Origin of the sequence: Alcaligenes parafaecalis (assembly GCF_026344135.1) — a bacterium.
In the GTDB taxonomy this organism is placed as follows: Bacteria; Pseudomonadota; Gammaproteobacteria; order Burkholderiales; family Burkholderiaceae_B; genus Alcaligenes; species Alcaligenes parafaecalis.
Genome location: NZ_JAPKNA010000001.1, coordinates 1,207,294 through 1,227,917, shown reverse-complemented (window position 1 = coordinate 1,227,917; position 20,624 = coordinate 1,207,294). Strand labels below are relative to the sequence as shown.

Below are 20,624 nucleotides of genomic sequence, written 5' to 3'. Positions count from 1 at the left end.
CTGGGTTGCTTTACCTCTGATCTGTGCCACCCACTCGGGTTTTAGCAAAGACAAAGCTATCCAGAGTCTTGGTGTGGCTCATCGATGCAATGTTCGTATATGGGACATCGGTCAGGCGGAGGCTGTCTTAGCCAGGTGTACTGAGCCCGTAAAGACCGTGCAGGTCTTGCTTAGGCATTCTCTTGAACCGGAGCCGGAGGCGGTGTCAGGTCCAGTTCATCCTTGCCGTAGAACTTCACGCCGATCTCGACGCGAGGGCGGCCTTGCGAGCGGCGGTGACGGTTGGTGTCGCGCAGCGAGTACACACAGCCGCAGTATTCCTGCTGGTAGAAGTTCTCGCGCTTGCTGATCTCCAGCATGCGTTGCGATCCGCCACCTTTGCGCCAGTTGTAGGTCCAGTACTTCATTTCCGGATAACGTGCTGCAGCGCGTTCGCCGCAGTCGTTGATCTGGTTCATGTCCTTCCAGCGCGAGATACCCAGCACGCTAGAAATAATGTCGTAGCCATTTTCATGGGCGTAGAGCGCGGTACGCTCAAAGCGCATGTCAAAGCAGACGGTGCAGCGTTCGCCACGCTCGGGAGCGTGTTCCAGGCCGCGTACGCGCTCGAACCAGTTATCCACGTCGTAATCGGCGTCAATGAACTCGATGCCGTGTTCTTCGGCAAAGCGGATGTTTTCCTGCTTGCGCAGTTCGTACTCGCGGGCAGGGTGGATATTGGGGTTGTAGAAGAAAACGGTGTATTCAATCCCCGAGGCGTGCAAGGCCTCCATCACCTCGCCCGAACAGGGGGCGCAGCAGGAGTGCAGCAGCAATTTCTCGCGCTTCTCCGGCATGGTTAAAACTGGACGATTGAGCTGAGTGGACATGAATCTGAATCCGAGTAAAAAGGCGTCCCGAGTCGGTCGCACAATAAATCAATGCGACTATTGTAGATTCTTGGCAAAGTTTAGTGAAATCAATCTGTTGCCTTAGTACCCCAGGACCTCATCCCACAGCCGGGTTACGGCCTGCCGCTCCTGGGTCAGCTCGGTTTGCGGCACACGGGCTTTTTCTGCCCCTTCCAGACGCAATGCATGCTGACGACGGCGCAAGGCGCGATAGGCGTCTGCCACTTCCTGGGCATGGTCGACTTCGATCAGTCCTGCCTGGGCGGCAATGCCCAGCAGGGCGATATTGCCCAGATTTTCCAGCAGTTTGGGATGCTCTCGGCTATGGCACAGCACCAGATATTGGGTGATGAACTCCACATCCACCATGCCGCCTCGGTCGTGTTTCAAGTCAAACAGTTCGCTGCGATTGGGGTGTCCGGCACTGATCTTGTCGCGCATGTCCAGAATATCGGCACGCAGTTTGCGGCGATCACGTTCCATCAACAGGATGGAGCGGCGGATTTCATCGAAACGCTCTTTGATCTGGGCATCCCCGGTTACAAAACGGGCGCGGGTAATGGCTTGGTGCTCCCAAGACCAGGCGCTGCGGGTTTGATACTGCTCGAAGGCATCGACGCTGACAGCCAGCAAACCCGCATCGCCATCCGGGCGCAAACGCAGGTCAATATCGTAGAGGCGGCCGGAGGAGGTCATGGCGGACAGCCAACTGGTCATGCGGCGAGCCAGTTTGATGTAGCGCTCCACATTGTCCTGGCTGGGATCGTCGTACAGAAACACCAGATCCAGGTCCGAGGCGTAGCCAATTTCCTTGCCGCCCAGCTTGCCGTAGGCAATGACGGCAAAGCGCGGCGGGGTGTCGTGTTCGGGGCCCAGGCTGCGGGGGCGCGTCAGTGGCCAGGTGCGCTCCAGCGTTTCGGCCAGCATCATATCGGCCAGGGCCGAGAGCTGGTCGGCCAGGGCCTCAACCGTTAGCACGCCTTCCAGATCCTGAGCCAGCAATTGGAAGGTGATCTGATGCTGCCAGTCGCGCATCATGTTCATTTGCTGTTCGACATCGGCCTGCCCATCGGGCAGACGGCAGGCGTCCAGATCCCGGCACATTTGTTCGGACAGAGCGGCGAAGTCCGGAATCTCCATCAGGGAATGCCATTCGATCAGGCTGTCCAGCAGGAGCGGGTATTGAGCCAGATACTGCGCGGCCCACGGGCTGGCCGAGACAATACGGGCGACGCGGGCCAGGGTATCGGGGTATTCGGCCAGCAAGGCCAGATAGGCGCTGCGTTGGGCAATCAGCTCGATCAGATTGAAGAGCCGGGTCGCTGTCATTTCCGGGTTTTCGGAGCGGTAGGCGTAATCTTCGGCCAAGGGGATCAAGCGCTGGACGCGATCCAGGCTGGCATTAGGCAGGCTGCGCAGGCGATGGCTGTTCAGCAGGGCCTGACGCAATTGTTCGATGCGTTCCTGCAAAGCCTGATCCTGCTCGGCGCTGTTGACTTCGGGGGTGGGAGCTGTGGCCGCAGGCGGCTCGGCACTAGCTTCTTCGCCCATACCCGCCAGGCGGAAGGCATTGCGGAAGGTGTGCGACACAAACTTTCTGTGCTGGCCTAGTTGTTCGTCGAAATCGGCCAGACTCAGCCCCAAGGTGGAGGCCAGCTCGGTGCGCTGCTCCTCGTCCTGAGGTAGCAAATGGGTTTGCTCGTCCTCGCGGTACTGCAAACGGTGTTCGACGCGTCGCAAGAAGGTATAGGCGGCCAACAGCTTGTCGCAGACCTCCTGATCCAGCAAACCAGCGGCACATTGGCCTTTCAGGGCTTTGTGCAGGCTGGGGGTTTGCAAGGAAGGCTGTCGCCCACCCCGAATCAACTGATTCAGTTGGACCACGAATTCAATTTCCCGAATTCCACCGTCGCCCAGCTTGATGTTGTGCCAGGTCTCCACGCCATTGCGGTTCAGGGCGCGGCGGGTCCAATCCTGGCGGATGCGCTCGCGCAGGCCACGCAGGGCCGACAAGGCATCAAAATCAAAATACTTGCGGTATACAAATGGGGTACGCAGGGCCTCGAAGTGATGCACATCGCCTGCACTGCTGCTGCCTTCAAAAGCCTGGGCCTTGATAGGGCGGGCCTTGATCCAGGCATAGCGCTCCCATTCCCGGCCTTGATTGACCAGGTAGTTTTCCAGCGCCTGCATGCTCCAGGCCAGCGGCCCGGAATCTCCGTCCGGGCGCAGGCGCAAGTCGGTGCGAAACACCTGGCCGAAGGCGTCGGTATCGGACAGCACGGGCATCATGCGCTGGGTAACTTTGCCGTAAAACTCGTGATAGCTCAGGGGGCGGCGACCGTCAGTTTCACCGTCCTCGTCGTAGAGCATGATCAGATCAATATCCGAGGAGACGTTTAATTCGCCCCCACCCAGCTTGCCCATACCCAAAATAATCATCTCCTGGGGTAGGCCGGTTTCCGAATTTTTTGGGATGCCGTGGATTTCCGCCAGTTGCCGGGCCACGGTTTCGTAGGCTTGAGCGACGGCCAGATCAGCCAGGCTACTCATGGCCTGCATGACTTCTTCCAGGGGCGCCAGGCCATTGATATCGCGGATCATCAGCACCAGAAAGACCCGTTCACGCAGTTGGCGCAAGGCCTGGCGCACTTGTGCCAGACGATCATTATCGGGCTCGGGCAGTAAAGTCCGATACCATTGCGTAATGAGGGTGGGGGTGACCGCGTGCTGGGCTTGCTCTTCCAGCCACGTTCCAAATTGTGGCTGAGCGTTTACTTTTCGACGCAAGGGGCCGGACCATTGCATCACGGGCTTCAATATAATGGACGGGCTCATACGATAAGAGGCTTTTCGGAGAAGGGGGAACGGCAAGTGCCATTACTTGTCTGACAATGCCGGAAATGACCGCATCTAACTATACTCGGGAATTGATTGCATGGTAGTTCGAGGGCTTGTGCGACTGGCGCTGCTGCTCTATTTTGCGCTGATGCTAAGCCTGGTCGGGCTACGTTACCTGCTCGTGCCCCAACTGGATAATCTGCGTCCTTTTCTGGTGCAGAAAATCAGTGAGCAAACCGGTCTGAACGTCCAGATTCAAGAATTAAAAGGCGACTGGCAAGGCTGGAATCCCCATATTGCGGTGACGGGTCTGTCCCTGGCTGAGCCGGGCCAGGAGCCCATGCTGCAACTGCCTCAATTGGAAGCCGATATCAGTTGGAAGTCGCTGTTCAGCGGCTCGCTGCAATTGCGTCAACTGGATGTGCAAGGTTTGACGATTCCTGTGCGGCGCGATCCTCAAGGCCAGATTCTGGTGATGGGGCAAGTGCTGGATCTGGAGGATGACAGCACGGACACTGAGCCTCAGGCTTGGCAAGGGCCGGTTCGTTGGCTGCTGGAACAGCGGGGCATTCGTATTCAGGGCACATCCTTGCAGTGGCAGGACGACTTGCGCGGTGCGCCGGTGTTGGGCCTGCCTTCCATTCAGTTGCAGATCGGGTATAGACAGGGCTGGCACGAGGTGAATCTGGCCACGGCCTTGCCCGCGAATCTGGGAGAGTCCCTGGACCTTGCCTTGCGGGTGCAAGGCAAGCGTCGTCTGCCAGAGAATGTGGATGTGATGGACCTGCCTTGGGAGATGACAGTGCAGGCCAAAGGAGTAGATACTCCCGCGCTGCGCCCTTGGCTGGATGTACCTGCCGTTCTGGACAAGGGCTGGCTTGATCTGCGCGCCCAGGCCAGTCAGACCCAATCGGTTCAGCCCATACAGATGCAGTTAGCCGCACAACTGCGCGATGTGGCCGTGCTGACTGAAAGCGAAGATCGGCTGCAACTGGAACAGGCCGCTGTTGAGCTGGCTGGCGGGCTGAACGACGTGCAGGCGCTGGCTCAAGGCAAGCAAAGTGGCGATCTGCAGTGGGCGCTGGCTATGAATAGCTTTGGCCTGCGTGTACCGGATGTGTTCGCCCAGTATCTGGCCGTGGACCAGCTTGCTGCTCAAGGCACCCTTCATCGTGATGAGCAGGCCAGACTGAGCATCAGCAAGATGAGTCTGGGTGTGCGTAATCCCGATCTGGATGCACAGATCAGTGGAAGCTGGCGTGAAGATGCTCATTTTGAAGCCGGGGTGGCGGATTGGCAGGGCCAATTCAAATACCTGAATTTGGGCGCTTTGGTGAATTACCTGCCTTTAACCGTTAATCCGCTGGCCCGCGAATGGATGCAGACTGGATTGGTGCAAGGGGCGGTACGTGATGGCACGATTCGTGTGCAGGGCGGTCTGGATACCTTTCCCTATGGCTTGAGTCCGGAAGATGGCAGTTTTGAAGTGGCGGGGGCCTTGGATAACGGGATTGTGGATTACCAGCCTGCACGTCCCAAGCGCTTGGCCTGGCCGCGTCTGGAAGGCGTGCAGGGCAGCATACGCATGCACAACGACAATCTGGATATCCTGGCTCAGCAGGCGCGCATGCCAATTGCCAAGCATCAGGATATTGCCCTGCGGGATATCCAGACACACATCACCTCTTTGGAAAAAGAAAGCTTCTTGAAGCTGGAAGGCTTGTCTCAAGCCCCGGCCACCAGCTATCTGGCTTTGGTGCATCAATCCCCCCTGGATTCGCTCCTGGATGGCTTGCTGTCAGAGAGCCGGGTCAAAGGGGACTGGACGGTTCCTCTCAAGCTGCAGATTCCCTTGGATAATGCAGACAACACACAAGTCCAGGGCCAGATCCAGATAGACAATGGCGAGTTTCAATACATGCCTCAGGCGCCGTCTTTGACAGCCTTGAAGGGGGAGCTGGCCTTTAACGAAAAAGGCATTAGCGCGCAGACTTTGTCAGGCAAGCTACTGGGCGGTGATACCCAAATTAGCGGTGTGCTGGAGCCGGGCAAGCCCGGCTTGCGTTTGAATGGCGTGCTGACCGCACAAGGTCTGGAGCAGTACCTGGAATTGAAAGGCCTGCAGCGTTTGCAAGGCCAGACACCGTACAGCGCATTGATGATGTTGGATGCCAAGAGCTCTTTTTCTTTTGGTGTGGAATCTGATCTGAGCGGGCTGGCCTTGAACTTGCCCGAGCCTTTTCATAAGCCTGCGGAGCGGGCGGCTAAATTGAAGGCGGATTGGCGTAGCGACTCCGCCGCCAAGCTAGATCGTTTGCAGATCAGTCTGGAAGACAGGCAGACTTTTTTGCTGAATCTGCTGCACCTGCAAGGCTCCCGCCAAGGCAGTTATTTCCAGAGCGGAAGCATAGGAACCCCCGGTCTGGTGAACTGGCCCAAGCGTGGTCTGGAATTGCACAGTCGCTACAACCGGATAGATCTGGATGCGTGGGAGCAGGTCGTGCAGGAGTTTGGCCAGAATTTGGATGGCAGTGCCCTGGCTTCCTCGGCCCGTCCTTTGCTGCCCCTGTTGGAACGGGTACGCCTGAAAACAGATCAAGCGTTTTTCAGAGGGCAGTGGCTTGATCAGTTGGAACTGGAAAGTACCGAAGATGCCGCAGGCAAGTTGTACATGAGTCTGAAAGCCCGGCAAGCAGAAGGGAATGTGCAGGCGCAGCATCAGGACGGACGTTTTACCGGCTTGTTCAGTGCCAATTTTTCCCGTTTGCATATTGATAGCCGTCGCCCGGATTGGGCCTGGCCCGATGCCGACTTGCCTATGGACGACGATCTGCTCTTGCCTGCGATCTCGCTCAAGGTTGATGACTTGCAGATTCAGGGCATGCGCTTTGGCAAGCTGGAAGCCAAGGGCAAGCCTGACGGAAAGGGACAGCAGTGGAAGCTGGAGAACTTTGCCCTGAGTGCGGACGGTATGCAATTGCAAGGACAGGGCTCCTTGGCATTGCGTGGACCACAGCGTGGCCTGGAGTTGATTGCCAATAGTTATGTTGCGGATCTGGGGAAGTTTGTTGATGTCAGTGGTTTGCTGACTGAGTCAATCAAAGACGGTGACGGCACAGTACAAGCTGCCTTGTTCTGGAGCGACTTCCCCTGGACATTCGACAAGCGCAAGATCAGCGGGCAGTTCAATGTGGATTTGAAAAAAGGGCGCTTTATCAGTTTGAACTCGCGTTCGGCCAAGTTGCTGGAGCTCTTGAGTTTGCAGTCCATTTCACGTTTAAGCCGACTGGATCTGGATTTGTTCGGAGCCGTCAAAACAGGCTTTGCTTTTGATAGCCTGACTGGGCGCATGAACCTGGCACAGGGCAAGCTGGAGTTGGATAACTATCAGATCAAAGGCCCGGCGGGGGCAATCAAGCTGAAGGGCTGGATTGACATCAAGGACGAGACGCTGGATCTGGTGGCGGTGGTGAACCCCAATCTGGATATGAGTGGTGCGGCGATTGCCGCGTATTTCACGGTTAACCCCGTCGTGGGGGTAGGGGCTTTGCTGACGCAGTGGCTGATGCAAATTCCGATGAGCAGCCATTTGTCAGTGACTTACGCGGTGACCGGCAAAATTGATGATCCCCAATTGAAAGAGCTGGATGCCCCAGTTGTCAGCGCTGAGAAAAGAGAGCCGCCGCCGCGGATTGAACCTTAAGGTTCGCCGTAGTCCATCAAGTTGGGTGGCATGACTTGATGGGGCCAGATTCAAGTTAAAGGCCGGTCCGGCAGCAAGGTTTTTTCTGTGTGTTAACTGATGTGTAAAGGATAGGCCGATGAGTACAAATAAACTGGCACGACTCGGGGCGCTGCTGATTGCAGCAGGCCTGTCTTTCAATGTGTTTGGGACTGAAACCCATCCTGTCGTTCAGGCCGCTCAAGAGGCTGAACAGTTGCTGCAGGCTCGTGTCGGCGTGGCTGTCCTGGATACCGCAGATGCGCAGCTTTGGCAGTACCGTGCTGATGAGCGTTTCCCTATGGCCAGTACCAGCAAAGCCCTGATTTGTGCCGCGTTGCTGGCCAGAGGACAGGGGGCGATGAAGACCGCCTGGCTGGTCAAGGAGGAGGCTATACAGTCGTATGCGCCCACCACGGAAAACATGATTGGTCAGTATGTATCGGCGGCTCAATTATGTGCGATCACGATGCGTAACAGCGACAATACGGCCGCTAACGGGGTCTTGGAAATGTTGGGTGGGCCAGAGGCCATCACCTCTTTTCTGCGCACGCAGGGCGATACGGTGACTCGCCTGGATCGCAATGAGCCGGACTTGAATGAAGCCACGCCGGGCGACCCTCGTGACACGACTACTCCCAAGGCCATGGTGCAAACCTTGCAGAAGCTGGTTCTGGGAGAGGGGCTTGAATCTCCTTCCCGTGATCGGCTGATTGACTGGCTGCGCCATAACGAAGTGGGTGGGCCTTTATTGCGGGCCGGTGTGCCTGAAAGCTGGCTTGTCGCAGACCGAACAGGGGCAGGGGGGCATGGCACACGCGGAGTAGTCGCAGTGATGTGGCCGCCAGAACGTGCACCCTTGGTGACGGCCGTTTACATCACGGAAACCAAGGCATCGATGGAAGAGCGCAATGCGGCTATCGCCAGGATTGGCAAGGCCATTGCAGCGTCGGTGGAGCAGAAAGCGCAGCCTTGACGTCCCTTGTGCTGAGCATCAGCAGCCCCGTGCGCAGCCTTATGCAATCAGGCACTTAGCCAGTCTGGCGCTCCAGCATTTCGTCCAGCGTCGCGTAATAGCTCATGGACGCATGGCGCAGATTGCCGCGCACATGCTCGCGGGCCTGTTCCGGGTCTTTATCCAGAAAGGACTGCAGGATGCCGCGAGTGGCCTGCATGGACAGCTCCCGGTAACGCGTATCGCGCAAGGTCGCCAGACGCACCGCTTCCACGTGGTCGCTCAGGCGCATGATCATGGTGCTTAAATGCGGGTTGGGGCACAGCATGATCCAGCTTTCCCGAAAGGCATCGTTGGCAATCATGTATTGCATGGGGTCTGCGGCTTCATGTGCTTTTTCGGCTGCCGTGGCGGCCTTGTTCATCAAGGCCAGGCCTTCCAGACCTGCTTGCAGGCAAGCCGCCGCCGCCGCTTCCGGCTCCAGCAACATCCGTATTTCAAAGATCTGCGCAATATCGGCAGGCGTGAAGCGCCGCAGCATGAAGCCGCGTGAGGTGCCTTCCAGCAATCCTTCGTTGGTCAGTTGCAGCAGGGCTTCGCGCACTGGCATGCGCGAGACTTGCAATTCAGCCGCAATTTCATGGTCGACCAGACGGCTGTCATAGTTGATGTCGCCACTGCGCATGCGGCTGCGCAAGTGCTTGTAGACCTGCTGGCGTATGTTCAGTTTGGGGGCGGCAGGCTGGTTTTTATTCATTGATTTTGGGTAAGACGGTGAACAGGCAGTCAGCATGTTGGCCCTGTGCGCAGCAGTGAGTTTCCTGCACCTGGACGTGCTGATCGTAGATCAGTTTGCCGACGGCTGTAAGCATACCAACGATAGGTCGGCACAGGGGCTGATCATGGGGCCCAAACCCCCAGGCAAAGGGACTGTTTTTCACACTGACCTGCAAACCTGCGCTGGCGGCCGTTTGAATATCCCAGTTCCCCCAACCTAGCTGTGCCGAAATATCCGCAATGCTGTCCAGCAAGGCCTGCGGCTCGTGATTGATGGCTTCCCAATAGGCCTTGGCCGACAAGCCCCCTTGTTCCATCACGGCCTGCCCCAAGGCATCCAGCGCCTGTGTTCGGGCGGGTTCATCTAGGCGGCGAAAGAGCCCCATCAGCACATCGGCACGCATCATCAGGTAACGCCGATCTGCATCCAGAATCTGGCCCTGAGCCGTATCCCAGTGCAATCTATCTTTAAATTCAGTCATTTTTAATAAAAAGTATATTGTTTTGTTTTTAGATAATATGTTGATATTAAAGAAAATAAATTATAGGGAAAACCATTATCCATTTAATTTAAGAATAAACTATATACTTTTTAGCAAGGCGGACTCCCGCTGGGATGATGTGCATAACAAAAGGGGACACATGGTGAAAGCGTTGCGAAAAAGCGTGATGGGGTTGGCCTTGGGGGCGGCCTTGATGATGGGCTGTGGGACGGCCAGCCTGGCAGCCGGGAACGAGCTGAAGATTGCTTTCCCGGTGGATATCCCGTCCTGGGACCCCACTTCGGTGACTTTCCCGGCCGGCCAGTCGATTTACAAAGCGGTGTTTGATTCCCCCCTGTTTGTGGGTGACGATCTGAAGGTGGCACCCCGCCTGATCGAGTCCTGGGAATGGGCGGATGAGACTGGTCAGGCTTTGAAGGTCAAGCTGCGCGACAAGGTGAAATTCCATGACGGCAGTGACATGACAGCCGAGGATCTGAAGTTCACTTTTGATCGTGCGATCAACAAGAAAACATTGGCATTGAATGGCATGTTACCTACCCTGAAGTCGGTAGAAATTACCGGCCCTCTGGAGGCCATCATTCATTTCAGTTCGCCTACACCCACAGCACCGAAAGGTCTGGCTTTCTTGTCCGCCTATATCTTGCCCAAAGCCTATTTCGAGAAGGTGGGGGAAGAGGAATTCCTGAAGCGTCCTATAGGCGCGGGCCCGTACAAGCTGAGTGATTATCAGCGTGGTTCCCGCATTACCCTGGAAGCTTTCGAGGACTACTGGCAAGGTGCGCCAGATTTGAAGCAAGTGGTGTTCGAGATTGTGCCGGATTCGTCTGCACGGGTGGCTGCTGTCGAGTCAGGCCGGGCGGATGTCTCTGTGCAGATTCCTGTGCGTGAGATCAGCCGCCTGGAAAAGAATCCCAAGCTGGAAGCCAAGGTCTATCCCTATAGCGAAATCTACATTCTGCAAATGCCCAGCTATGTAGAAAGTTTCAAAGACGTGCATGTGCGTCGTGCCATGAATATGGCGATCGACAAGGCGGGTCTGTCCCGTGCCTTCTATAAAAATGTGGCTCAGCCCTTGTCGGTGTTGGCTACCAAAGGCTCGCCTGGTGATGTGCCTGATCTGAACATTCCTTTCGACAAGAAAGCGGCTGTAGAGGAGTTGGCCAAGGCGGGTTACAGCACGGAAAAACCGCTGACCATCACCTTGTACTCCACCAATAACACCTTCCCTTCGGACTATGACGTCGCCCGTGCGGTGGCGCAGATGTGGAGCCAGATCGGTGTGCAGACCACGGTCGAAGAAATTACCGTGGCCAAGTATCTGGAGTTGAGCCATTCGTCCAAATTGACGGGCGCCATGCTGTATAGCTGGGCCAATGCAACCGGCGATCCAGAGATTTTCACGGGCCGCATTCTGGACCCACGCCTGCGTTTCTCCACCTGGAAAGAAGAGCGTCTGGCGGGCACGCTGGATGAGCTGAATCGTCAGATGGACGAGGACAAGCGAGTAGCCGGTTACCAGGCGCTGAACCGTGAAGCCGCGGAACAGGCCTGGAGCCTGCCAGTGCTGCAGTCCATCTCCACCATTGCCTACAAGAAGGGCTTGAAGCTCAACACTTATCAGACGGGCTACATCCTGCCACAGGAATATTCCTGGCAGTAAGCCTTTCATGCGCCCCGCAGCGTGATGCTGCGGGGTGGTCTACCGGGTTCCTCCCGGCGTATTTTTTCCTGCGGTTCTCTTCATGAAAAACGTTTGCTTCCTGATGGCGCGCAAGCTCGTCTTCGTGCTGGTGACGGCGTTCCTGCTGTCCATGATCGTGTTCTTCATGCTGCGCGTCATTCCGGCTGATTCGCTGGGCATGATGTTGCCTCCTTCGGCCACCGAAGCCGATGCACAGGCGCTGCGTGTTGAGCTGGGCATGGATGGCTCGGCCTTGCATCAGTACCAGGTTTGGTTGAGCGGTGTATTTCGCGGCAATCTGGGCAACTCCATCTTCTTCCATCAGCCGGTGACAGGTTTGCTGGCCCAGGCCTTGCCCCCCACGCTCGAGCTGGCCTGTGTCAGCTTGCTGATGGCTTTGTTGATCTCTATTCCCGGCGGCATTGTTCTGTACTTGCTGGACAAGAAAAAGATCGAATTTGTGGCCGACTTTGTACTGGTGCTGCTGCTGTCCGTGCCGTCCTTTCTGTGGGGCATCATTTTGATCGTGGTGTTTGGTGTGCTGTTCCCGGTCCTGCCCTTTATGGGGCGGATGGAAGGCACGCCAGCCGTAGAGGGTGGCACGGGCTTTTTGCTGTTTGATCTGCTGATACGCGGTCAATGGCTGGCCTGGTGGGATGCCTTCTCGCATTTGATCTTGCCTGCATTGGCCCTGGCGCTGGCTTTCAGTCCCATTGTGATTCGCGTCTTGCGCTCCAGCCTGATTGAAACGGCCAATAGCCAGTACGTGAATGTCGCTCGTCTGCGCGGTGTGCCGGAATGGCGCGTGCTGCTGGTGCACATGCTGAAAAACGCGGCCCTGCCCACCTTGACCCTGATCGGCGTGCAGTTTGGCTTTTTGTTTGGCGGCACCTTGCTGATCGAAGTCATTTTCTCCTTCCCCGGTATCGGCAATCTGATGGTGCAAGCCATCAAGAACCATGACCTTCCCCTGATTCAGGGCGTGGCCCTGGTGTTCTGTTTGATGGTGCTGGCCGTCAACTTCTGTGTCGATGGCTTGTACAGCGTTATGAATCCACGTCTGAGGTCCGCATGAGCGCGCATCCACATTCTTTTTGGCAAGCGCGGCTGTGGCCTGTGCTGGCCCATCCCAAGGTGCTGGTCGGTGGCACCTTGGTACTGATCTTTGCCCTGGTGGCCTTGTTTGCCCCCTTGCTGGCTCCGAATGATCCCAACGCCCAGGACTTGCTGGCAACGCTCTTGCCACCTGCCTGGCAGGACGGCGGTCTGGCGCAGTATCCCTTGGGAACGGATGGCCTGGGGCGATGTATTTTGTCGCGCCTGATTTATGGCAGTCGTGTGGCCTTTCAGGTGGCAGTAACCGCCGCGGCAGGCACGATGGTGCTGGGCACGGTGCTGGCTATTTTGGCTGGCTATATCGGTGGCTGGTTTGATCGAGGTGTCAGCTCCCTGGTGGTGCTGTGGATGGCGTTTCCGCCTGTGGTCTTTTCCATGATGTTGATGGTGGGACTGGGCACGGGTCTGTTCAACGTGATTCTGGCTGTGGTGCTGGTGGATTGGACCCGTTTTTATCGTGTGGTTCGGGCCGAAGTTCTGGTGGCGCGTCAGCGTGACTATGTCTATGCCGCGCATCTGCTGGGCTTTTCCCACCTGCGCATCATGCTGCGCGAAGTGCTCCCTAGCGTGGCTCCACTGATCGTCACCTTGTTCAGCCTGCAAATGGGGGTAGCTATTGTGGTTGAAGCGATCCTCAGTTTTGTGGGCTTGTCTGTGCCTTCGGACGTAGTGGCCTGGGGTGTGATGCTGGCCGATGGCCGCGACCAGATTTACCAGGCGGGTTGGGGCTTGATGGCTCCAGTCATTGGCATTGTGTTTGCAGTGCTGGGTTTCAATTTGCTGAGTGATGGTTTGCGCACCACGCTGGATCCTCGGCTCAAGCAACGAGGAGCGCACTGATGAGCGTGCCAGTTATTGAATTCAAGCAAGTCAGTGTCTCAGTGCCGGTGCAAGGGCAATCGGTAGAGCTGCTGCGCAAGGTCTCGTTTGCAGTACAAGCAGGCCGCACCTTGGGCCTGGTCGGGGAGTCCGGCGCGGGCAAGAGCATGATAGGGCGGGTGATCTCAGGCATGTTGCCTAGCAATCTTCGCTTGTCTTCGGGGCAAGTCTGTTTTCAGGGTTCGGTGGTAACGGGCGCGCAAATGCGTCGCCTGCTGGGCCGAAAAGTGGCTTTTGTGCCGCAGGAGCCCTTGTCCTCCCTGAACCCCGTGCTGACCATACGCCAGCAGATGTTTGAGCATTTGGCTCGACTGGGTATTCCCCGCGCATCGCGCGAGCAATACTGTCTGGAGCGTTTGGAAGAGGTGGGTTTGCCCGATCCTCCCTCCATGCTGGGCCGATATGCGCATGAACTTTCGGGTGGGCAGTGCCAGCGTATCTTGATTGCCATGGCCTTTTCCGGCGACCCGGAGCTGATTGTGGCCGACGAGCCTACAACCGCCTTGGATGTGATTACTCAAGCGCAAATCATCCGTATTTTGCGAGATGTGCAGCAGCGCCATCAAACGGCCGTGATTCTGATTACCCACGATTTGCGCATGGCGGCCCACGTTTGTGATGAGGTTGCCGTGCTGTATGCCGGAGATGTGGTCGAACAAGGTCCCGCTGCAGACGTGCTGGATACGCCTTTGCATCCGTATTCCTGGGCGCTGAAAAATGCCACGCCGGCATTGAATGGCCCTTTATACGCGTTGCCATCCTTGGCCGACATCATGCCCGGCCTGAAAGATATGCGGGATCTGCCTGGCTGTCGCTTTGCGCGCCGTTGCCCGACTCGTAATGCGCTTTGTGAGCAGCGCGTCCCAGAGTTGGAAGCGGTTAAGCCCGGTCATTGGGTGAGCTGTGCAGGCCCCTGTCTGACGCGCGACGCCGCAGCCCAGGCTGCGCTGCATGTTTTGCCGCAAGGGCCGTCTGAAGACTTGGCTCCCTTGGTGGAGTTTCAGAATGTGGAGCGCAGCTACCGTGTGACGCGTAATGGTCGTCGCAGCCTGATGATTGCCTTGCGACCCCTATCCCTGAGCGTGCGCCCCGGCGAGATGGTTGGTGTGGTAGGGGAAAGCGGGAGTGGCAAGAGCACCGTCGCCCGTTTGATGGTGGGTTTGTTGCAGCCTAGCGGTGGACAAGTGTTGGTGCAAGGCCAGTCCCGCGAGCAGTTTGCCAAAGGGCAGGGCGAGTCCTTGTCGCAGACGATTCAGATGGTCTTTCAGGACCCGGATTCGGCCTTGAATCCACGCCGCAGTGTGCAGCAGTTGGTCACGCAGGTGCTGGAGTTGCAGCCGGGGATGACGCCCGAGCAGCGTCGTCAGAAAGCCGACGAATTGATGGCACAGGTGGGCATTGCCCAGGATGCCGGTTTGCGTTTCCCTTCGGAGCTGTCCGGTGGGCAAAAGCAGCGTGTGAACATTGCCCGCGCCTTGTGCGTGCAACCGCGTCTGCTGGTCGCCGATGAAATTGTTTCGGGCCTGGATGTATCCGTGCAAGCACTGATCCTGAATCTCTTGCTGCGACTGAATAAGGAATTGGGCGTCGCGGTGGTGTTCATCTCCCATGACTTGTCCGTGATTCGCTATCTGTGCACACGAGTGCTGGTGATGAAAAACGGTGAAGTTGTGGAGCAAGGCAATACCGCCAAGGTGTTTGCCAAGCCGCAGCATCCCTATACCCGTCTTTTGCTGGGCAGCGTGCCGCCGGATGATTCCAGCCAGATCTGGCCTGCTCCCCTGGACTGTCCTTCCCAAATCGTGGGCGATGTCGCGCCCGCTTTAGTACCCGCTATGGCGGTCTGAATCCCGTTCTACTCGTATTTACAGGAAGCACTATGAGTTATGCCAATAACGAGGCCGCCTTGTCGGGCCTGACCCAGGACCACCAGGTCCATCGGGATGCCTATCTGGACGAGGATGTCTTTCAACTGGAAATGGAGCGGCTGTTCAGCCGTGCCTGGCTCTACGTGGGCCATGAAAGTCAGGTGCCCAAGACGGGCGATTATGTATCGGTGACCTTGGCGCAAAGCCCTGTCATCATGCTGCGCCATAGCGATGGCTCGGTGCGAGTGGTGATGAACCGTTGCGCTCATAAAGGGGCCCGATTGGTCAGTGAGTCCAGTGGCAATGTGGGCAAGATGCTGCGTTGCCCGTATCACGCCTGGACCTACAAGCTGGATGGCTCGCTGCTGGCTGTGCCGCTGAAAAATGCCTACGAAAACACGGAGTTTTCACAATGTCCTGCTGCGGGCGGCCTGTCCACACCGGGGGCGGTAGAAAGTTATCGCGGCTTTGTGTTTGCCCGCCTCAGCAAAGAAGGCTTCAGCCTGCAAGAGTACTTCGGTGATGTGCTGCAGGCCTTGGATAATATGGCGGATCGCTCTCCGGAAGGGGAGTTGCAGGTGGCAGGCGGTTCGATTCGTACCGTCATCAACTGCAACTGGAAGATGTACATGGAGAACATCAACGACACCGTGCATCCCATCTCCACGCATGAGTCGGCCTCCAGCTCGGCAGCCAAAGTGGGTGAAGTGTTCAAGGAAGAAGACCCCACTGCGCTGGAGCAATTGCTGCCCTTCGGTTCGGGCTATGACTTCTATTCACGCATGGGCGTGGAAACCTACCCGAACGGGCACAGCATTCTGGGCACCAAGTTCAGCATTCATACCGACTACTCCGGAATTCCGGGCTACGAAGCCATGATGAATGAAGCCTGGGGCGAGGAAAAAGCGGCTCGGGTGCTGGGTTTCAATCCACAAAACGTGGTGTTCTACCCCAGCATGGCGGCCAAGGGTTCGCCACAGATTATTCGTGTGTTGCGGCCTCTGGCAGTAGACCGGACTTTGCTGGAAGTGTGGGTGTTTCAGCCCAAAGGGGCACCGCGTGAAATGCTGGATCGCGGCCTGACCTACAGTCGCTTGGTCTATTCCCCCATGAGCGTCGTCGCGCATGACGATGTGCATTTGTTCGAGAGTCAGCAAGCCAGCCTGAAAGCCCAGGGCAATCCGTGGGTGAACCTGCTGCGTCAATACGATGCGCAGGAAGGCGAGCAGGGCAAGGGCACGTTTGATGATGCTAATAATGAATGGGTCATACGCAATCAATACCGTGCCTGGAAGCAAGGCATGACGCAGCAGGAGCAGGAATGATGGGGATGATGCAAGAGCAGGGCCAGCAGAGGGGCCAAGGACAGGATGCATTGCAAGGTCAGCAGCAGTTGAATCAGCAGCAAAGCCAGGGGCAAGGCCAGCGTCTGGGCCAAACGGAGGGTCTGCAACAAAGCCTGCAGAACTTTGTATGGCAAGAGAACGCCTTGCTGGACCAGGGTCGCTTTGATGAATGGTACGAGTTGTTTGCACAAGACGGCCTGTACTGGATTCCTGGTGAATCCGGGCAGGAAAGCCCCGAAGGGCGCATGTGCATTGCCTTGGAAAATCGCATGTTGATGCGCTTGCGTATTGACCGTCTGTCGCACCATCGTGCCTTTTCCTTGCAACCCGGCGTGCGTGGTCTGCGCGTGATTCAAACCCCGCGCGTTCAGTCCGAACATCCTGACGAGGACGGCTGCTATACCGTGCGCACCAATCTGATTTATTCGGAGTATCAGAAGCAAAAAACCGAGGTTCTGCCCGCTACTGCTTCTTACCGTTTGCGCGCCGTCGATCAGGCTTGGGAGATCGTGGAAAAGCGGGTGGACTTGTTGAGCGTGGATGGCTATTTGCCTACCATTCAGCTCTTCATTTAGGCCAGCTATGCACACGACTGACACATCACCCAGCTATCGCCGCATGTCTTGTGAAGGCATGGACGACAACATGGCTTACCGCCTGCTGACGTCCCTGATCGTGCCGCGCCCCATTGCCTGGGTATGTACTTTGGAGGAGTCGGGCAGTGTGAATCTGGCACCGTTCAGCTCCTTTAACTACGTGGCACACAGCCCGCCCATGCTGGCGATCAATATCAACCGTAATGATGACGGCAGCTTGAAGGATACTGCCCGTAATTTGCAGGCCAGCAATGAATGTGTGGTGCAGCTATGCCGTCAGTCTGATCTGGCTGCAGTTCACGGCAGTGCGGCTGCTTTGCCGCCTGGCCAGAGCGAGGTACAGGAGTTGGGCATGAGTCTGGTGCCCAGCCAGTATGTGCGCGTGCCTCGCCTGGATGGGGCCGCCGTGCAGATGGAGTGCAAGCTGGATCAGGTAGTGGATTTGGGGCGTGGCGTGAACCAGCTACATATTCTGGAAGTGCTGGCTTTTCACGTTGATTCGTCCTTGATGGACGAGAAGGGGAAAGTAGATCTGGAGGTGTATCGGCCTTTGGCGCGGTGGGCCGGGCCGTATTATGCACAGCGTGGGGATATTCTTCTGCCTTGAGTCTGTGCTCCGCGTAGTGGACCAACAAAAAAACCGCCTTGTGGGCGGTTTTTTTTACTACTGAGCAAGGCGCAAAACTTAATAAACACCTTGATGACGCATGGCATTGGCGACTTTGACAAAGCCGGCAATATTGGCGCCGTTAACGTAGTGGATGAAGTCGCTTTCTTGACCATAGTTCACACAATTTTCGTGGATGTCACGCATGATGGAGTGCAGCTTGGCGTCAACTTGTTCACGTGTCCAGCTTAAACGCTGGGCGTTTTGGCTCATTTCCAGACCGGATACGGCAACACCGCCCGCATTGCTGGCTTTGCCAGGGGCATACAAGATTTTGGCGTGGATAAAGGCATCGACCGCGTCCAGCGTGCTGGGCATATTGGCGCCTTCGGCAACGCAACGCACACCGTTCTTGATCAGGACTTCAGCATCTTTGCCATCCAGCTCATTCTGGGTTGCGCAAGGCAGAGCGATGTCCACAGGGACATGCCAAGGACGTTTGCCTTCTTGAAAGAGCAAGCCGTGTTCTTTGGCGTAATCCACCAGACGACCACGTTGCACATTTTTAACGTGCATCAGGGAAGCCAGTTTTTCGCGGGTAAAGCCGTCCATGTCCACCACGCAACCTTGCGAGTCGGAAACGGTAACCACTTTCGCGCCCAGATCCAGGCATTTTTCAATGGCGTATTGAGCCACATTGCCCGAGCCGGAAACCGACACTGTCATGCCGTCAAAGGACAAGCCTTTGCGAGCCAACATTTCTTGTGCGAAATATACGGTGCCATATCCCGTGGCCTCAGGACGAATCAAACTGCCGCCAAAGCACAAATCTTTACCGGTGAAGACACTGGCTGCGCTATTGGAGAGTTTTTTCATCATGCCAGCCATAAAGCCAACTTCACGTGCGCCCACGCCGATATCACCGGCAGGTACGTCTGTGTCTGGACCCAGATGGCGGTAAAGCTCAACAATCAGGGCCTGGCAAAAACGCATCACTTCGCCATCGGACTTGCCCTTGGGATCAAAGTCCGAGCCGCCTTTACCGCCGCCCATAGGCAGAGTGGTCAGGGCGTTTTTGAATGTTTGTTCAAAAGCCAGGAACTTCAGAATGGACAGGTTCACCGAAGGGTGAAAGCGCATGCCGCCTTTGAAAGGACCGATGGCATTGCTGTGCTGAATACGGAAACCGCGATTAACCTGAACCTGGCCACGATCATCTACCCAGGAGATACGAAACTGGATAGCGCGTTCGGGTTCGACCAGACGTTCGAGCAGACCATGATCGGCGTACTGGGGGTTTTTCTCGATGAAGGGCCACAAGCTGGTCATGACTTCCCGTACGGCCTGCATGAATTCAGGCTGGTTAGGGTCGCGGGACTGCACTCTGGCTAGGAACTGTTCTAGAGAGATAGATTTCATTGCAAGCGAACTCTGTTTGCAATACTGAGATTTCGAGTAGAACTCAGCAGATTGAAAGAATGGATGCACGGGAATGCACCCGATCATACGCCCATCGCAAGCAAGCCTCTCGTATAGAGAGGCTTGCGCGGGATGTTCGATTTACTTCTTCATCATGTCGAAGAATTCGGAGTTGGTCTTGGTAGCCCGGATTTTGTCCAGGATAAACTCCATGGCTTCAATTTCATCCATCCCATGGATGAACTTGCGCAGAACCCAGACCTTTTGTAGAAGATCGGGTTTGATCAGCAACTCTTCACGACGGGTACCTGATTTATTCAGGTTGATGGCAGGGTAAATTCGTTTCTCGGCCAGACGGCGCTCCAGATGGATTTCGGAGTTGCCGGTACCTTTAAATTCTTCATAGATGACTTCGTCCATGCGGCTGCCGGTTTCGATCAGGGCAGTACCGATGATGGTCAAGGAGCCACCTTCTTCCAGATTACGGGCAGCGCCAAAAAAGCGTTTGGGGCGCTGCAGGGCGTTGGCGTCCACACCACCGGTCAAAACCTTGCCCGAAGCAGGGACCACGGTGTTGTAGGCACGAGCCAGACGGGTAATGGAGTCCAGCAGGATCACCACGTCTTTTTTCAATTCAACCAGGCGTTTGGCCTTTTCGATGACCATCTCGGCCACTTGCACGTGACGCGTAGCGGGTTCATCAAAGGTGGAGGCCACCACTTCGCCGCGCACGGTGCGCTGCATTTCGGTCACTTCCTCGGGGCGCTCGTCCACCAGCAGGACGATCATGATGGCCTCGGGGTAATTGGTCGTGATGGCGTGAGCCATATGCTGCATCATCACGGTTTTACCGGATTTTGGGCTGGCCACGATCAGGGCGCGCTGGCCTTTACCGATGGGCGAGAAGATATCCAGGATACGACCTGTGATGTTCTCTTCGCTTTTGATGTCGCGCTCCAGGCGCATGGGCTGATCGGGATGCAGCGGGGTCAGGTTCTCAAACATGATGCGATGTTTGATGGCCTCGGGCTGCATGCCGTTGACCTTGTCCACCTTGACCAAGGCAAAGTAGCGCTCGCCGTCTTTAGGGGTGCGCACTTCGCCTTCAATGGAGTCACCCGTGTGCAGATTGAAACGACGAATCTGCGAAGGCGAGATGTAAATATCGTCTGTGCTGGCCAGGTAAGAGGTTTCTGGCGAACGCAGAAAGCCAAAACCATCAGGCAGGACTTCAAGCACCCCGTCGCCGAAAATCTGCTCGCCTTTTTTGGCGTGCTTTTTCATGATGGCGAACATCAGCTCTTGCTTGCGCAAGCGGTTCGCGTTGTCGATTTCCAGAGTGGCAGCCATTTCTAGCAGCTGCGAGACGTGCAGAGCTTTTAATTCGTTCAGGTGCATGGGTGTGGGGAAGGGCTTTCAGCA

15 protein-coding genes are annotated in these 20,624 nt (G+C 56.5%); 9 read left to right on the top strand and 6 right to left on the bottom strand.

Translation table 11 applies throughout. The features are described from left to right. Positions 1-170: 170 nt before the first annotated feature. Entirely contained in the window at positions 171-869 is a 699-nt protein-coding gene (locus OSH09_RS05685) for an epoxyqueuosine reductase QueH (RefSeq protein WP_153230472.1), read from the bottom strand. A gap of 102 nt (positions 870-971) precedes the next feature. Then, the gene (gene glnE, locus OSH09_RS05680; RefSeq protein WP_266120420.1) at positions 972-3,728 is read right to left on the bottom strand and encodes a bifunctional [glutamate--ammonia ligase]-adenylyl-L-tyrosine phosphorylase/[glutamate--ammonia-ligase] adenylyltransferase; all 2,757 of its coding nucleotides are present in this window, start codon (positions 3,726-3,728) and stop codon (positions 972-974) included. A gap of 100 nt (positions 3,729-3,828) precedes the next feature. Between glnE and OSH09_RS05675 the strand changes: the two genes are divergently transcribed. Together OSH09_RS05675 and bla are read left to right on the top strand one after the other, a co-directional pair. Continuing rightward, positions 3,829-7,434, top strand: a complete 3,606-nt coding sequence (locus OSH09_RS05675; RefSeq protein WP_266120419.1) for a YhdP family protein — start codon at positions 3,829-3,831, stop codon at positions 7,432-7,434. A gap of 118 nt (positions 7,435-7,552) precedes the next feature. Further along, positions 7,553-8,428: a class A beta-lactamase gene (gene bla / locus OSH09_RS05670; protein ID WP_266120418.1), complete on the top strand. Its 876-nt coding sequence runs from the start codon at positions 7,553-7,555 to the stop codon at positions 8,426-8,428. 55 nt (positions 8,429-8,483) lie between these two features. Here the strand turns inward: bla and OSH09_RS05665 are convergent, their stop codons facing one another. Both OSH09_RS05665 and OSH09_RS05660 read right to left on the bottom strand, forming a co-directional pair. Then, complete coding sequence (locus OSH09_RS05665; RefSeq protein WP_266120417.1) at positions 8,484-9,164, bottom strand: GntR family transcriptional regulator; 681 nt, start codon at positions 9,162-9,164, stop codon at positions 8,484-8,486. Then, positions 9,157-9,666 carry a 4-vinyl reductase gene (locus OSH09_RS05660; RefSeq protein WP_243430288.1) on the bottom strand — a complete coding sequence of 170 codons (510 nt, stop codon included), beginning with the start codon at positions 9,664-9,666 and terminating at the stop codon, positions 9,157-9,159. The genes OSH09_RS05665 and OSH09_RS05660 overlap by 8 nt, the downstream gene beginning before the upstream one ends. Before the next feature lie 160 nt (positions 9,667-9,826). On the opposite strand from OSH09_RS05660, the gene OSH09_RS05655 reads away from it, so the two are divergent. The 7 genes from OSH09_RS05655 to OSH09_RS05625 all read left to right on the top strand — a co-directional run bounded on the left by OSH09_RS05655 (position 9,827) and on the right by OSH09_RS05625 (position 17,783). Next, on the top strand, positions 9,827-11,350 hold the full coding sequence (locus tag OSH09_RS05655) for an ABC transporter substrate-binding protein (RefSeq protein WP_266120416.1): 1,524 nt from the start codon (positions 9,827-9,829) through the stop codon (positions 11,348-11,350). Positions 11,351-11,432: 82 nt separating this feature from the next. Then, on the top strand, positions 11,433-12,446 hold the full coding sequence (locus OSH09_RS05650; protein WP_266120415.1) for an ABC transporter permease: 1,014 nt from the start codon (positions 11,433-11,435) through the stop codon (positions 12,444-12,446). After that, positions 12,443-13,327, top strand: a complete 885-nt coding sequence (locus tag OSH09_RS05645; RefSeq protein ID WP_266120414.1) for an ABC transporter permease — start codon at positions 12,443-12,445, stop codon at positions 13,325-13,327. The genes OSH09_RS05650 and OSH09_RS05645 overlap by 4 nt, the downstream gene beginning before the upstream one ends. Then, positions 13,327-15,213 carry a dipeptide ABC transporter ATP-binding protein gene (locus OSH09_RS05640; protein WP_266120413.1) on the top strand — a complete coding sequence of 629 codons (1,887 nt, stop codon included), beginning with the start codon at positions 13,327-13,329 and terminating at the stop codon, positions 15,211-15,213. The genes OSH09_RS05645 and OSH09_RS05640 overlap by 1 nt, the downstream gene beginning before the upstream one ends. A 32-nt stretch (positions 15,214-15,245) precedes the next feature. Beyond that, positions 15,246-16,559 carry an aromatic ring-hydroxylating dioxygenase subunit alpha gene (locus tag OSH09_RS05635; RefSeq protein WP_266120412.1) on the top strand — a complete coding sequence of 438 codons (1,314 nt, stop codon included), beginning with the start codon at positions 15,246-15,248 and terminating at the stop codon, positions 16,557-16,559. Further along, positions 16,556-17,155: an aromatic-ring-hydroxylating dioxygenase subunit beta gene (locus tag OSH09_RS05630; protein ID WP_266120411.1), complete on the top strand. Its 600-nt coding sequence runs from the start codon at positions 16,556-16,558 to the stop codon at positions 17,153-17,155. The genes OSH09_RS05635 and OSH09_RS05630 overlap by 4 nt, the downstream gene beginning before the upstream one ends. A gap of 7 nt (positions 17,156-17,162) precedes the next feature. Continuing rightward, complete coding sequence (locus tag OSH09_RS05625) at positions 17,163-17,783, top strand: flavin reductase family protein (protein WP_266120410.1); 621 nt, start codon at positions 17,163-17,165, stop codon at positions 17,781-17,783. A gap of 78 nt (positions 17,784-17,861) precedes the next feature. Here the strand turns inward: OSH09_RS05625 and gdhA are convergent, their stop codons facing one another. Together gdhA and rho are read right to left on the bottom strand one after the other, a co-directional pair. Continuing rightward, positions 17,862-19,202 carry an NADP-specific glutamate dehydrogenase gene (gene gdhA / locus OSH09_RS05620; protein WP_063690655.1) on the bottom strand — a complete coding sequence of 447 codons (1,341 nt, stop codon included), beginning with the start codon at positions 19,200-19,202 and terminating at the stop codon, positions 17,862-17,864. A 141-nt stretch (positions 19,203-19,343) separates the two neighbouring features. Next, complete coding sequence (rho, locus tag OSH09_RS05615) at positions 19,344-20,600, bottom strand: transcription termination factor Rho (protein ID WP_009455931.1); 1,257 nt, start codon at positions 20,598-20,600, stop codon at positions 19,344-19,346. Positions 20,601-20,624 lie beyond the last annotated feature (24 nt).

Excerpts from the sequence above, each read along its gene's own strand:
- OSH09_RS05650 (WP_266120415.1), top strand. The coding sequence starts at position 11,433 with ATGAAAAACGTTTGCTTCCTGATGGCGCGCAAGCTCGTCTTCGTGCTG.
- OSH09_RS05630 (WP_266120411.1), top strand. The coding sequence starts at position 16,556 with ATGATGGGGATGATGCAAGAGCAGGGCCAGCAGAGGGGCCAAGGACAG.
- OSH09_RS05665 (WP_266120417.1), bottom strand. The coding sequence starts at position 9,164 with ATGAATAAAAACCAGCCTGCCGCCCCCAAACTGAACATACGCCAGCAG.
- bla (WP_266120418.1), top strand. The coding sequence starts at position 7,553 with ATGAGTACAAATAAACTGGCACGACTCGGGGCGCTGCTGATTGCAGCA.
- gdhA (WP_063690655.1), bottom strand. The coding sequence starts at position 19,202 with ATGAAATCTATCTCTCTAGAACAGTTCCTAGCCAGAGTGCAGTCCCGC.
- OSH09_RS05645 (WP_266120414.1), top strand. The coding sequence starts at position 12,443 with ATGAGCGCGCATCCACATTCTTTTTGGCAAGCGCGGCTGTGGCCTGTG.
- OSH09_RS05675 (WP_266120419.1), top strand. The coding sequence starts at position 3,829 with ATGGTAGTTCGAGGGCTTGTGCGACTGGCGCTGCTGCTCTATTTTGCG.
- OSH09_RS05660 (WP_243430288.1), bottom strand. The coding sequence starts at position 9,666 with ATGACTGAATTTAAAGATAGATTGCACTGGGATACGGCTCAGGGCCAG.
- rho (WP_009455931.1), bottom strand. The coding sequence starts at position 20,600 with ATGCACCTGAACGAATTAAAAGCTCTGCACGTCTCGCAGCTGCTAGAA.
- OSH09_RS05655 (WP_266120416.1), top strand. The coding sequence starts at position 9,827 with ATGGTGAAAGCGTTGCGAAAAAGCGTGATGGGGTTGGCCTTGGGGGCG.
- OSH09_RS05685 (WP_153230472.1), bottom strand. The coding sequence starts at position 869 with ATGTCCACTCAGCTCAATCGTCCAGTTTTAACCATGCCGGAGAAGCGC.
- OSH09_RS05635 (WP_266120412.1), top strand. The coding sequence starts at position 15,246 with ATGAGTTATGCCAATAACGAGGCCGCCTTGTCGGGCCTGACCCAGGAC.
- glnE (WP_266120420.1), bottom strand. The coding sequence starts at position 3,728 with ATGAGCCCGTCCATTATATTGAAGCCCGTGATGCAATGGTCCGGCCCC.
- OSH09_RS05625 (WP_266120410.1), top strand. The coding sequence starts at position 17,163 with ATGCACACGACTGACACATCACCCAGCTATCGCCGCATGTCTTGTGAA.
- OSH09_RS05640 (WP_266120413.1), top strand. The coding sequence starts at position 13,327 with ATGAGCGTGCCAGTTATTGAATTCAAGCAAGTCAGTGTCTCAGTGCCG.